Consider the following 14,070-nt stretch of genomic DNA (forward strand, 5'->3'; position numbering starts at 1 on the left):
AAATGTTATGGGAATATATCCTACTTGACTACTGTCACAGGGATTTCAAAGCCATCTAATGGCTTTCCGGTAATATCCTCTATTCTAGCCCAATTCACAGGTTCATAGCGCAGCTTTATCTCTGAACTCTCCTTAATAGCAGAGAGGTCAACATCAAACAAGCTGTTAGCATCAAATATAATTTCTTTTCCTATGCCTTGATATCCCGTCAGACTCATACGGCCTCTTAACCGATAGGATACTCCATCGATAACCAACCAGTATAAGCAACTGCTGTCCGAATAGACGCGTAAATCATCCTCTGCTGTAAGCTTTAAGCTCAGGATCTTGTTGTTGATATCCAATACAGAGTCTTCCGCTTTAACAATAACATCCTTCACATTGCTTATTTCTCCTGCAAGCCCATCATACTCCTTCCCCATAAAATCCTTTATCTTACTGCCATCCATTTTCGATATCGTGATATTATAGGAGCCTTTTCTTTCTATTGCGCTATCACTCTTGACGGTAAATTCAAAGAACTCATAATTCCAACGAGCTCCAATATACTGCAATTTGTTTCCATCCACGAATATCTCATACAACCCCAAGTCCTGTCTTTTATTCATAATTCCGGTGGACAGGTGAATTGTCATATACTTTCTGTCAGAGGACAAATAAATCTTATCGATATCAAGAGATAGTACATCCATAATCCTACAATTTTCAAACACGTAAGAATCCGTGGGAAGGATACGATATAAAGAAAAACTCTCCATGCGATTAGGAACGTTCGCCCTATCCTGCAGCCCTCCCTGATCCGGTTGTGTATAGGTTATGATTATATCGCTTACATCCGTCCCCTCCGCATAGCTTAAGGTCAATTCAAGCCAGTCCTCATCGTAATCATCCGTTTCTCTTTCATAATTGTGTACGGATAGAGCAATTACACCTCCGCTTACCGCAATGCTTCCTCCTGATACTGTGGTTGTGAATGCACTTATGTCAGGAAGCGATTGCTCGTCCAGCCCCTCACTCAGAAAGATGCGAAGCCTCCTTTGAACCGTTCCGTCCCCGATCTGTTCCGGATTGGACCAGTAGGTTCCATAAATGCTCGGCGGATATTGATCAAGAAAACTGGAGCCGGTCTCCTCTCCAAATTGAATCCGGTAAGGAACCGGAGAAGTTTTTTCATTGGTCTTGATCACAAAGAATGCACTCAACTTACTTTTTTCTGTTGCATACATTCTCAGGGGTATCTCTATTTCAGAGTTATCGCCAATCCTGACAGCACCATTCTCAGACGCTGGCGTGATCATATGCTCCACTGTATCCCCATTTACATAATCCTTACCAAGGTGTCCATGTATGATTGATTCACTGGATGCCAGCATAGTACCTGTACCAGAAGCAACAACATAATAAATACTCGCCGGAGCCTGCTGGGAGGCTACGCCCTCTTTCAGCTTCAGTTTAATTTTTACATTGCTTGCACCGCCATCCTGCCTTCCAATTGTCATGATCGGATACCCCGTCTCAAAGCGGTCATCCCAGGCATAATCATCATCCGGGATGGGGGTTGCTGTCGGGATTGCCGTTGGTGTCGGCGTTGCTGTCGGTCCCGGCGTTGCTGTCGGTCCCGGTGTTGCTGTCGGTCTCGGCGTTGCTGTCGGTCTCGGCGTTGCTGTCGGTCTCGGTGTTTCAGTTGGCCTTGGATACTCTGAGCCGCCGGAAGAGGAAGGAGGTGATACAGGCTCAGGAGTAACCGCGCTGTTTCCTCTATCCTTAACCCCTGTTGCGTTCTTTCCTATCGTTACAACGGTATTAGCCGTTGATATCTCACTGTCATTGCCATTTAAAACAGCATTCTCTACTTTACCGTCTCCTGCAATGATCGTCCCCTGCGCATCACTGGTTATATTCTTTACCACTGCAGTGCCAGATACCTGCATTTTAACACCCTCGGCCGTATTCATGGCTGTGATATTCTGAACTGTTCCGGCTTTGTCCACGTTGATAGTAGAATTCTCCGCCCTTACCAACACTTCATTTACACTGCCCTGGATGTTTACACCCATATCCTGTGCTCCGTCCAGTATCTCCACACGATCCACCTCAGTACCATCCAATACGGAAAAAGAATTCTTCGCGCCGGACAGAACAACATTGGATATGGAGGCTTCTGCCGCGGTCACATTAATATCACTGCCGGTTACATTAACCGTTCCCATGGGACCGGTCAGAATGACATCATTCGATCCATCGCTTATGTACACCAGCTGCACGTCCGCGTCGCCGGACACCTTGATTCTGACCGTATTATTAACCTGTATAATCTCAACAACTGATATGCTGGAGTTTCCGATTATCTTAATCGAATTCTCACCACCGCCGCGGACAATCAGCTTTCCGGTCACTTTGACATTATCCAGAATTGCATCCTTATCCGCAACACCGTCACCGATTACAAGATTTCCTTTAATCGTGACGTTCTTAAGGGTAAGGTTTGGCTTAGTGATAATTGCATTACCCTCCAAGGTCTTATCGGACAGATTTTTCGTGATACGGTTTGGAAACACTTCGGCAAGATATTTTTTAAGCCCGTCCGCTGTTACAAAGTCCGTTTTGCTATGCTTTCCGATCAGCTTTGACTGAGGCTCTTTTAATATTTTTGATAAGAGATTAGCTACATAATTATAAGAAGCCTTCTCGCTTGCCTTATCCAGCTTCATCTTCTTATCCGGCGCAAGATATCCCGCCTGATATCCGATTGATAGATCAGAATAATAAGCGTCTCCTTCCTTATAGTTCTTAATGTTCTTCATATTGGGGGATTCTTTTGTCGCCCCAAGCAGCTCATTCATTACTTTGTAGACCTGTCCCCGAGTTAAAGCAGCCGGAGACTTTGCCTTTGCTGCTGATGCCACGGTGGTCTGTGATACCAGGCTTACCAGCATACTTACCAGCAAAAAACATGAAATTAACTTTCGCATCCTCTTGTTCATATGTACCTCCATTATATATTTATTTTATCGGTTTATGCGCAAAAAATGCCATATAACACCGATGAAATCCCCATTCTGTTTCTATATATTGTGTATATCATATTCTTTCCAATCACAGCTTTCAATCTGTGATAACAGATGTGATAAAATATTTATATTTATATAGAATACTATTGTAATCTCTTGGTATTTTTTATATACTGGTGTTATGGGCTATATGCCCTATATGGCATAATACTACTGTATTAAGGAGACAAGAGTTATGAGTGAATTCTCAAAAACCTTAAAAAAGCACATTTCCGAGCAAAATATTCCCATCCATTTCCTATCCAAGAGCAGTGGAATGGAACGCACCTCCCTCCAGCATATGCTGACCGGCAAGTATGTGCCGGCCAATGTGGAAGCTGTCGAAAAGGTCATAAACGCCATGACCCTTTCTCCGATGCAAAGGGAAGAATTGCTTCATCTGTATCATATTGCACGAATAGGAGAGGATGTTTACAGGAGACATCAATATATCAAAACGATATTGGAAAGTGTGAATACATTAAATCAGCCTGCAGTCCCCATTTATAACACCAGTTATAACCATGTATTCCCCTTTTCCTCTGCCGCCAACGCCATCACCGGTATACATAATGTCAATTCTGTAATAAAAGCCGTTTTAGAGGCAGAATGCTCTGCAAATTCCGGTTTCATCAAGTTCATTATTCAGCCGGAGTACTCCTTCCTCCTGGATTTGCTCCTGACCATCGGTAATGGCAATCCGGCATTGCCCATAGAGCATGTTTTTTGTATGCACCAGGATACAGATGCCGCTCCCGACCAGCTCTACAATCTGCAGTGCCTAAAACAAATATTCCCCTTGATGCTGTCAGGATGCAATTATAATCCCGCCGTTTATTACGATAACGTAGATTCCCATATAAATAATACTTCCGTTTTTCCATATCTGATACTGACCTCTGATAAGGTCGTCTGTATCTCCTATGATTTATCCTATGCCACGCTGTATTTGGATCCCGCTGTTCATTCGCTTTATCAGACACAGTTTACTCATCTTCAGCATCTATGCAGGGCTATCGTTACCAAGATAGAGGATCCAATGTCCTTATTCCTTCAGCTGGCTGATTATGAGCAGAAGAATTTAAAAAGGAATGCGCCCTCCTTTGCCTATTCCCTCTTCACTCAACCCTGCTTTTTATATTGTGCCGACAGATATCTCTATGATAAATATATGTATCCGATGCCGGGTAAAAATGAGATTGTTGATTTATATGCTGCCCGGAGTACTTTATATTTTGATGCAATCAAGAACGGATATGTTTATACCTCTTATTTTACATTGGAGGGTCTTGATGAGTTCTGGAGAACCGGAAGAATCAATGAATTACCGGATGATTTTTACTCACCTCTGGAACCTGATGATCGATTGCTCCTGATCGAACGAATCATAGATCTGGCCGCCGGCAGCCCATTCCAAACAATTGCAATCAACCTGGATCAAATGGATGTGCCAAGTAATTTTATTATGTCCGCTCTTGTTGAAAATATGCTCATCTTTTTCTATGTTCATCCGCAAAAAGGCTTTATGCATTTTGTTTTTAACGAATTAAGTATTATAAAATCCTTCTCCAGCTTTATAAGCTACCTGAAAAATAGCGAGATGGTCATTCCTGCGGAGGAAACACTGCAGCTTCTAAGAGAAAAACTGCGCCAATATCAGCAGGAACTGGCCCAGGCAGCCGCCCAGAGCAAGACCCCTGGCTTCGCTGCACTTTCGACTCGGTGTCAGGCACTTTAGCGAAAAGATAGGCAGATTACCCATTTAAAGGTATCTGCCTATCTTTTTCCGATTCCTAAAATGGAACCCTTCAGCTCAAATAGCTATTTCTTTAACTTAGATCCCGGTAATGCTCTAAACATAGCCCTACTATTCATATCTTCTTCCTCAAAATCATCCTCAACATTAAAGCCATGCTCTTCTAAATATGTATACAGATAATCGCCTTCAAATAATTTGTTGATGGTTGTTATCTCACCCGTACCACTGTTATAAGAGCATACCAGCCATGAACGTTCCAGACCGGTGCCAAGACTTGACGGTACATCATAGGTTCTCATTTCGGATGCGGTGTTAACCACTACCTTTGCACCTGACTCTACTAAGGTATCACCGTTGTAATTACCTGTATAGTTGTATACATAGAAATAATAAATCCCGTTAGGAACCGACTTATAAATCGAAGTTGTTTCCGGTCCAAAGGAGGTTACATCATCTAAATCCAAACGCAAATGTAAATTCTCTAAATCATCATGACCAATATCCGTAGGATAGTCCAGATCTGCATAATAAAGATGGAAGTAATCTTTCCCTTCTACCGGACCTAATAAATGAGAATCTAAATCTTCCGGATATTCTCCCCAGGTAAGTACAAAGGTCACCTGCCCATCCTGTTTCAGAGTAGTAAGAAATATATCCTGTTCCGAAACAGCAGCATTTCCTAACACAAATATATTTTTTGTAGATGTTGCATAGGTTGCTCCAACTACCGGAGTACGTTCATCCGTCACCTGGATCGTATAATACCCTTCCTCTAACTCAAATGTAAAGGCGGATCCGCTGACTGTTCCTCCTGTAACATAATTGCTCCACAGTGTATTATCGTGGCCGCGATAGATCTTAACAGTAAATTGAAGGTCGGAAGCCACCAAATTTCCAGTAACAGCATCTATGAAAGAGCCTGAAGCGAATCCTTTTGTGTCAGAAACATCCGTAACAGGGATCAGCAGGCCATTGACAACTGTAGTTCCTGACGCAGAAACCCTGGTTTGCTGCACTAAAGCCTTATAACCCTCTTTCACAATTGCTACAATATAATCACCAACGGTCAGTTTGTCTACCATGTAATCACCGTTCTCATCAGAGACAGTAAGAACCGTATCCGGATTAGTCATAATAGATTCAATTGCCGAGACAACATCACCATCGTATTTTAAAACATAAATGGCGGCTCCCGAAACTGCTGACAAATTAACCGCACTTCCGCTAACAACTGAGGTACGCCCCCGAATACTTCCGTATTCTGTCGGATCAACCGGGTCAACCGGATCTACCGGGTCAACCGGGTCAACCGGGTCTACCGGGTCAACCGGGTCAACCGGATCTACCGGATTAGTCGGATTGCTGGGACCTGAACTTGAATTCTGAGAATTATTATTGGCATTTACTGTAATACTTCTCGCTGTATCCCCCGTACCAATTATAACAGTAATAGAACCACTCCCTGTAACAATTGGCATTAGATCACTGCTGGCAACATGTACGACTGTATTTTCTGCTCCCGGCATGATCTCTAAATTAACTATAGCATTGCAATTAAGCACCATGGGCACGCTTGTTTTAATACTAGCTCCTGCCGAATTCACAGTAACCGGGATATTTTGTGCAGAACTTCCTGATATATTGATCTGCGAAGCAGTATTAATCTGTAAATCTTCAATAGTTCCATTATTAATAATGTTGATTTTACTATTATTCCCATCTACAATCAATGTCGCACTGGCATTCCGTTCAATGCGGATACTGGCATTCGGAGCAGATACATTTAAAACATTTTTTACAGCCTGCTCATACCAGGTATTTGCTTTAATTTGCAGTATATCAATTGACTGGAAGCTTCCATTGTTGATGATATCAGCATTCGGAGCGTCAACAATTAACTTCTGATGGCTGTAATCACCTTGAGGGATTACAATCTTAATTTCTTCTTCTGTTTTTATTGTTATCACAGGCATCGGACTTCCGAGTGCAACCGACAAATCCTCGCTGTTGGTAACGGTTCCGTTTTCATCAAAAATACGAATTGTAACGCTATCTGTCGCCTTGCTTCTCGTCGTTCCCTTAATCGTAACCTCTCCCAGGGAAAGGGCTTTAAAGACACCCTTGGAATCGGGATTGGCAATACTGGCATCACTGCTGCTCCAGGTTGTTAAATCATTAGAACTGCCAGGATAAAGCCATCTGTTCAAATCATAAGTTTGCCCAAGAGACAGGGCAGTAATCTTATTATTAATGATGAATTTAGATGCAGGTACCCGGATTGTAACTTTCGCAGAAACCTTGTACGAAGTTTTGGGCGTCTTAATCGTACATTTAATGGTAGCTGTTCCTTTTTTAATTCCCTCTACAACACCCTTTTTATTGACCGTTGCAACTTTCTTGTTACTCGACTCCCAATAATAAGTAGATCCCTTGATCTTGTTATTAATGTTAAAATCGTACTTATCACCCACCAAAATTGTACGGGAGGTTTTTGAAATAGCAGGTGCTTTAGCCGCCAAAGCCGTCGTTGGCGGAGCCGTCAATAGCGTTGACACCAGTACCATGCAGACGACCAAAAATGAAATTGATCGCTTAAGCATTTTTACTTTGAGTCTCATAATGCTTTTCTCCTTTTCCTTAAATATATTTTTTGCTCTATTATTCGTTGGCAACACTCCAAGAATAACCATAAAAAATACGTATAGCAGATATCTGCATTTGAAAAACCGGAAAATGATCGATCGCTGAACCTTATCCCAAAATCCAACAATCACCATATTATCACTATTACATATTCATTTCAAACTGTGATAACAAATGTGATAACTTATTTTGGATGTCAGACGTCAATTAATTTGCGTGACACTGGTTAGAGATTGAAATTCTCTCTTGTTGAGAATATGCTCGTCTTTTTCTATATTCATCCGCAAAAAGGACTTATGCAATTTGTTTTTAATGAATTAAGTATAAAAAAATCCTTTATCAGTTTTATTAGCTATCTAAAGAGTAGTGATATGGTTGTTTCTGCTGAGGAAACACTGACTATACTTAAAAGCAAATTGGAGCAATACCGGGAAGAACTTGCTGCTCTAAAACACTGATGCACCAATATTGTCAAGGACCAAGAAAGCAAGAATCGAAGAGAGCCAGAATTATAAGCACTTTCCGTAAAATATTATTTACATGGGAAGTCTCATAATCTGGCTTTCTTCTCTATTTAGGTGTCAGGCACCTTTTAACTCTATTTAGGTGTCAGGCACCTTTTAATTATTCAATCCTTCTACAATGGCAGCATATGTGATAGAAGCCACAGCATCATCCTCCAGAATGAAGGTCAGCTTTGTCTCTCCCAGGCGATATACCATAGAGGAGCCCTCTGCGGTAAAGTCTTCTCCATAAGCAGCGATTACATCCTCCTTGGTGGAACCCAGATAGATTCCCTTATCTGTAGCGACCGAATCATCCAGCAGATTTACATAGGATACATAATCCTTATCTCCATTGGGATAGGTGCCTACTTCAAAGCCATTGTAATAATAGATCTTGTCCAACCCCTGGAAGGCACAGCTGGCGGCCTCAAAGTACTCCACCGGTTCCCCAAGGGACTTTACCACCGGAGCGGCATCCACATTCATCGGAACCGTAACTCCGCCGTTCTCAAAGGAAAATCCCTCCTGGCTGTTGTCAGGATTGGCCGGTGCTTCCGTTCCCGGATTATTAACCGCAGGCTTATCCGCATCCTTTGTTCCCTCTGTTCCCTTTGCTCCGCAGCCTGTCAGCAGGAGTGCCACTGCTATCAATATCAATAATTTCTTCATTTCAAATCCCTTACCTTTCCTCTAATCAAATTGTCTTCCATCCTGCATGTGAGGGAGTCCCATGCTCTCCTCACTGCCACAGGCTGAACTGTTACCGTTATTCTTGTGACTGGTCTTCCTCTATTGACTGAGCGACTGCCCCGTAGCTTTTCAGATAGCCATATTCCCGGAGCTCTCTCTCCTGATCTTCCTTCATTGCATAATAGAATTCTTCTTTCTGCTTCCAGATAGCGGCCAGCTTTGCATCCTCCCTGCGATCCGGAAGCTGGAACTGATCCCTAAATATTTTCCCCAAGTACTGGCTGAATTTTTCCGCGCCGGCCAAATTCATATGCAGACCGCCGTCATAAGTATCCATACTATAGTCTATCTCCATATCCTCCACGTAATTCAGGAAGTTAATATAGGTCAGATCATTTTCTTTTGCGTACTCCACCATCTGGCTGTCCCATTCCTCATACCAATAAGGATATACGCTGGGAGATTTCATCAATATCAGCTCTATACCGTTATCCTTACAGAGCTTGGTCATCTTATTCAAATAATCGTAGCTGTTGGAACCAAAGCTGTAATCCGCCAGTTTCTTTCCCTTCGGCACTACAGTGACGGGCCGGGTATCCACTCTCATCAGAAATCCGTTATGGGAAAGAGTATCCTTATGAAAAAGATATTTTACATCCTCCGCGGAAAGCTCACTCCAACGGGAGTGATATCGAAGAAGGGGAAAAAGGTAGGTAATCAAGGCCTCTTCCTCCAGCATGGAGGCGCGGACGGCACCCAGCTTCGACATAGATAGCCTCATCCCGTCCAGCGTCAGCCGGTTATAGGCCTCCTTCTGGGGTTCGTTGTATTTCATCGCCAATACATTGAATACCACCGCCTTGGGCTTCTCGTACTTCAGCGTCTCTTCCAGAAGATAATACGACTGCCAGATCAGCTGCTGTGCACTTCCCCGTATATAGCTGGTGATCCCGTACTGCTCCCACAGGGTAACCGGAGAAACATTGGAGAACACCTCACAGTCTCCTATGAATATGACATCATGCTCTTTCACCTCGTCATAGTATTCCTCAATCAGATTTCCTTCATGAATGGAGGACATGTATTTTGGCATAAACAACCGCTGCAGCAATGCCAGTACCATAACTGCCAGAACAACGGCAGCTATATTAATTATGATTCGTTTCTTCATGCAAACCGGCCTTTCTTCGTAACAAACATCTCATTCTTCCTATTATTAAAACTGACTATAGATAAACTGGCTGGCATCATACCCTACTCCGTAGGCACCAAAGATCAGCGTCACCAACAGCAGCATAAAATACGCCGCGTACCGGAGTGCCATCGGTTTAGAAGCCAGCTTCTCCCTTACGCTGCCGGAGCGTCCCAGCAGGCTGACCGCCAGCATGATACCAACTGCCGCAATCAGAACCAGGTAATCCGCACCTGACAGCCCCAGCTTCATCAAGCCTCCGGTAAACAATTCATCATAATTAAACCGGGTCACAATGGTTGTGTACATCCGGAAGGTGGTTCCCACATTCCGGTAGCAATCCAGAGTCCGCAGGAAGCTCATAAGCCAGAAGGTTCTTCCCACCTGAAATAAACGATACCAGAATTTATGTCCGACGTTGAATCTCGCATGGAATTTCTCATACAGCGGCGCGCATTCCTCGGATACCAGAATTACCAGACAGTTTAGCAAGCCCCATACAATGAAGTTCCAGGCGGCACCATGCCAGATGCCTGTGGTAAACCACACAACGATGGATGCGATATAAATTGAGATTCTTCGCCCCAGCCATTCTCCCACATGCTTCTTGCAGCTTTTGGACAGATTCAGCATGGACTTACTGAGGGAAATGGGATAAAACATATACTCCTTGAACCAGGTTCCCAGGGAAATATGCCACCTTCTCCAATACTCCGTAATGGATTTGGAGAAATAGGGCCGCTCGAAATTCTCCGTAACGCGAATCCCAAGAACCTGTGCGATTCCAATCGTAATATCAATACCGCCGGTAAAATCAGCATATAAGGTAATGGCATAGAAAAACATGCCCACAAGCACATAGACCCCCTGATATTCCTCGGGGTTTTTCACAATCATATTCACCCCCGCCAGCAGGCGGTCCGCAATGACCAGCTTCTTAAAGAAGCCCCACAGAATTCTCTGAAGGCCAAAGGAGATATTTCTGATATCTGCTCTGTGCTCCGAGAATAAGGTCTCCTTCAGGCCGTCAAAACGGCTGATGGGTCCCTGGATCAGCTGCGGAAAGAAGGAAATGAACAAGGCCAGCTTGCCCAGATTGCGTTCGCAGGAATATTTCTCCCGATACACATCGATGAGATAGCCCATGGTCTGGAAGGTATAAAAGGATATTCCCAGGGGGAGTACAAACCCGATCAGAGGCAGGGGCTTTGCATTAAACCAGCTCAAGGCCCCGTTGATATTGCTTAGGGTAAAATCCGCATATTTTATTACAGCCAGAATTCCAAAATTAAACACCAGACAAAGCACCAGCCACTTTCTCTGCCGGCTCTTCATTCCTGCTTTGTATGCTTTCTTCTCTTCCCTGCTCAGGCTCTCCTTATTTTCCTTCAGATAGGAGGACTGAAGCATTTGAAGCTGATTTAGGCGCAGGCTGATGAAATAGGTGGATAGAGTGGTTGCTGCAATATAAATCAGATATTTTACTCCTGCCATGCTGTAAAAGAGATAGCTGGCCGCAAGAAGCAGAAGCCACTGGTACTTCCTGGGTATGATATAATATACCAGAAACAGCGCCAGAATAAACAATATAAATCGATATGATGTGAAAAGCATAACTTAAATTAATCCTCCATCAGACGCTCTACCATCGCATAGAGAGCCTTGGCGGAATTAAAATTCTTCGGAACGATCTCTTCTACCGGAATGGTGATGTCAAATTCGTCGCTGATATCCGATACAATGGATACAATATCAAAGGAATCGATAATCTTATCATCAATCAGTGTGTTACAGGTTTCAAAATCCACCTCCGGGTGAAGTCCGCTTAAAATTTCTAATATTATTTCCATATTGTCCTCCTCGTTGTGTCATGCCGGAATGCTCCTGTTCCAAAGCAATGAAGCGGGGCTTCCATGTGCACACAGATTATTTGTTATTATATTTCTCTTTTAATAAAACCCGGTTGATCTTACCGTTGGACGTCAGGGGCATCTCCTCCAGCTTCTCAAGAACATTGGGAATCATATATCTGGGTAGCTTCTCCTTCAAGGCAAGGGCAACCTGGGCTCCGGTCAGATCTCCCACATAATACAGGACAATCTTTTTCTTCTTCGGATCGAAGATAGCACAGGCGCTTTTCACCTCCTCTATCTGGTTCACCGCGCTTTCAATCTCTCCCAGCTCAATCCGGTGGCCCATATGCTTGATCTGATTGTCCTTACGCGAGACAAACATCAGCTCGCCCCGGTCATTGTACCTTCCGATATCTCCCGTGCGATAAATCAGCTCCGGATAATGCTTGTTCAGAGGATTTTGTACAAATACCTCGGCGGTTTTTTCAAAATTATTGAAATACCCCAGGGTAAGCCCGGTTCCCCGGATACAAATCTCCCCTTCTTCTCCCGGCTTTGCCAGCTGATTGTTCTCATCCAGCAGAAGAATTTCCTTATTCTTAAAGGGACGCCCGATGGGGATGGTCTCGTCCGGCGCAAATTCCCGGTCCACTTCATAATAGCAGGACATTCCTGTGGCTTCCGTCGGCCCGTACAGATTAATGAAGCGTGCCTCGGGCAAATGCTTCTTCCACAGATTATATTGCTTGATGGGGAACACTTCGCTTCCGAAGGCAACCGTGCGAAGATATCCGGGCACCTCTTTTTCCAGGGCACCAAAGGCGGAGATCATCGTCAGGGCGGACACCACCCAGCAAACCGTATTAATCTTATGCTCATTCAGAAATCCCACCAGCTGCAGCGGGAATAAGAATAAATTCTTCGGGATAAGGTATGCGGAAGCTCCATATTTCAGGGTCGGATACAGCTCCTTCAGACAGGCGTCCACATAAAGAGGTACCTGAACGCCGAACACCGTATCGGAATCCACCTTAAGAATATCCGAAAGGGTATCCACATAGTCAATTACGGAACGGTGGCAGGCCACCACTCCCTTGGGCACTCCGGTGGAACCGGAGGTGAATACAATATAAATAGGATCCGTATCCAGCTGCCTGTCCCGTATCTCCTCCAGCAGCTTCGTATCGGCCGGCTGCGATATCATATCATCATAGAGAAAGACTTCCCCCTCAAAAGGCAGATTCTCCAACAGCCCGCAGGTATCCCTGTCACAGATCACCGCGCGGGGAGCCAGACTTTCAAAAATCAGCTCGATCCGGTGCCTGGGCATCTCTTCATCAATGGGAACATAATAATTACCGGAGTAAATCACTCCGTAAAAAGCAACAATTTCTCTGGGATGTTTGCCCATGAATACCACAACCGGCTCCCCGGACAGACCCTTCCTGCTTAAAAAGGTTCCGATTGCACGGGAACCGGTATATACTTCCCGAAAGGTATATCCCATCTCCTCATTGGCATAAGCTATCTTATCCGGAACCTTCTCCACAATCTGCTCCAGATATTCCATTACATTTCTTTGCATTCTCTAGCCCTTCCGTCATTTATTCTATTATCTTGTAATCAGATCGGCGTATTCTTCCTTTAATCCGGCACCGCTTTCAATAACACTGCGCATTGCCATAATCTCCATGGCATCCAGATAGCCGGGTTCGAGGGCATAGTCCCTCTTTATTAAAGAGAGCTCCGTGCAGCCCAGAATAATTGCCTGAGCTCCCTCCTGCCTGAGCTGCCGGGATACCCGGCAAAACTTCGCATAGTCGATCGGCTTGTTGGCCTTTACATTTTTATAAATCAGATCCGTTACCGCCTGTTGATGCACGGCGTCCGGTATCACCGGGGATATTCCGCATTCCTCCAGCTTTGCCTGGAAGAGTCCGCTCTGAACGGTTCCTTCCGTGGCCATGATACCCGCACAGCGGATGCCCCGTTCCTTCAAATACATTGCCGTTTCCTTAACGGCATGAATAATCGGAACGCTAATCCCCTCTGACAGGATCTCATGAAAATAATGAGCCGTAACACAGGGAATAACAATATTCTCCGCACCCATTTCCACCAGCTTTCTTCCGATCTCCACCATGGGATGAACCGGGTTGGCCTTGCTCCTGCCAAGAATATAATCCGTTCTGTCCGGGATGGAAGGCTTGCTGTAGATCAGCATCTCAATATGCTCCTGATCCACCTCCGCCTGCGTCATCTGTATTACAAGCTGATAAAAATACGCTGTAGCAATGGGCCCCAATCCGCCTATAACACCTAAAACCTTCGTAATAACATCTCCCTTCCGCCCGGCTGTCCATTCGTTGTCTGCTTC

General features: G+C 44.3%; 9 protein-coding genes. 1 reads left to right on the plus strand and 8 read right to left on the minus strand.

What is annotated here, in order from left to right:
* Window positions 1-20: 20 nt before the first annotated feature.
* Window positions 21-2,984 (minus strand): hypothetical protein, encoded by a 2,964-nt coding sequence (locus tag HNQ56_RS20130; protein WP_429149876.1) that lies wholly within the window; start codon window positions 2,982-2,984, stop codon window positions 21-23.
* A gap of 262 nt (window positions 2,985-3,246) precedes the next feature.
* On the opposite strand from HNQ56_RS20130, the gene HNQ56_RS20135 reads away from it, so the two are divergent.
* Window positions 3,247-4,788, plus strand: a complete 1,542-nt coding sequence (locus HNQ56_RS20135; RefSeq protein ID WP_429149877.1) for a hypothetical protein — start codon at window positions 3,247-3,249, stop codon at window positions 4,786-4,788.
* Between the two features lie 83 nt (window positions 4,789-4,871).
* On the opposite strand, the gene HNQ56_RS20140 is transcribed toward HNQ56_RS20135, so the two are convergent.
* From HNQ56_RS20140 to cuyB, 7 genes are all read right to left on the minus strand, one after another.
* Window positions 4,872-7,427: an Ig-like domain-containing protein gene (locus HNQ56_RS20140; RefSeq protein WP_429149878.1), complete on the minus strand. Its 2,556-nt coding sequence runs from the start codon at window positions 7,425-7,427 to the stop codon at window positions 4,872-4,874.
* 645 nt (window positions 7,428-8,072) lie between these two features.
* The gene (locus HNQ56_RS20145) at window positions 8,073-8,627 is read right to left on the minus strand and encodes a hypothetical protein (RefSeq protein WP_429149880.1); all 555 of its coding nucleotides are present in this window, start codon (window positions 8,625-8,627) and stop codon (window positions 8,073-8,075) included.
* A gap of 97 nt (window positions 8,628-8,724) precedes the next feature.
* The gene (locus HNQ56_RS20150; protein ID WP_429149882.1) at window positions 8,725-9,819 is read right to left on the minus strand and encodes an SGNH/GDSL hydrolase family protein; all 1,095 of its coding nucleotides are present in this window, start codon (window positions 9,817-9,819) and stop codon (window positions 8,725-8,727) included.
* A 45-nt stretch (window positions 9,820-9,864) separates the two neighbouring features.
* A complete protein-coding gene (locus HNQ56_RS20155; protein WP_429149884.1) occupies window positions 9,865-11,454 on the minus strand; it encodes an MBOAT family O-acyltransferase in 1,590 nt (529 codons plus the stop codon).
* A gap of 8 nt (window positions 11,455-11,462) precedes the next feature.
* A complete protein-coding gene (locus HNQ56_RS20160) occupies window positions 11,463-11,690 on the minus strand; it encodes an acyl carrier protein (protein WP_429149885.1) in 228 nt (75 codons plus the stop codon).
* A gap of 76 nt (window positions 11,691-11,766) precedes the next feature.
* Window positions 11,767-13,278: an amino acid adenylation domain-containing protein gene (locus HNQ56_RS20165; protein WP_429149887.1), complete on the minus strand. Its 1,512-nt coding sequence runs from the start codon at window positions 13,276-13,278 to the stop codon at window positions 11,767-11,769.
* A 27-nt stretch (window positions 13,279-13,305) separates the two neighbouring features.
* The gene (cuyB, locus tag HNQ56_RS20170) at window positions 13,306-14,028 is read right to left on the minus strand and encodes a cysteate racemase (protein ID WP_429150032.1); all 723 of its coding nucleotides are present in this window, start codon (window positions 14,026-14,028) and stop codon (window positions 13,306-13,308) included.
* Window positions 14,029-14,070: the final 42 nt, after the last annotated feature.

Origin of the sequence: Anaerotaenia torta (assembly GCF_050433395.1) — a bacterium.
GTDB classification, from domain to species: Bacteria; Bacillota; Clostridia; order Lachnospirales; family Lachnospiraceae; genus Mobilitalea; species Mobilitalea torta.

Excerpts from the sequence above, each read along its gene's own strand:
- HNQ56_RS20130 (WP_429149876.1), bottom strand. The coding sequence starts at position 2,984 with ATGAACAAGAGGATGCGAAAGTTAATTTCATGTTTTTTGCTGGTAAGT.
- HNQ56_RS20135 (WP_429149877.1), top strand. The coding sequence starts at position 3,247 with ATGAGTGAATTCTCAAAAACCTTAAAAAAGCACATTTCCGAGCAAAAT.
- HNQ56_RS20140 (WP_429149878.1), bottom strand. The coding sequence starts at position 7,427 with ATGAGACTCAAAGTAAAAATGCTTAAGCGATCAATTTCATTTTTGGTC.
- HNQ56_RS20145 (WP_429149880.1), bottom strand. The coding sequence starts at position 8,627 with ATGAAGAAATTATTGATATTGATAGCAGTGGCACTCCTGCTGACAGGC.
- HNQ56_RS20150 (WP_429149882.1), bottom strand. The coding sequence starts at position 9,819 with ATGAAGAAACGAATCATAATTAATATAGCTGCCGTTGTTCTGGCAGTT.
- HNQ56_RS20155 (WP_429149884.1), bottom strand. The coding sequence starts at position 11,454 with ATGCTTTTCACATCATATCGATTTATATTGTTTATTCTGGCGCTGTTT.
- HNQ56_RS20160 (WP_429149885.1), bottom strand. The coding sequence starts at position 11,690 with ATGGAAATAATATTAGAAATTTTAAGCGGACTTCACCCGGAGGTGGAT.
- HNQ56_RS20165 (WP_429149887.1), bottom strand. The coding sequence starts at position 13,278 with ATGCAAAGAAATGTAATGGAATATCTGGAGCAGATTGTGGAGAAGGTT.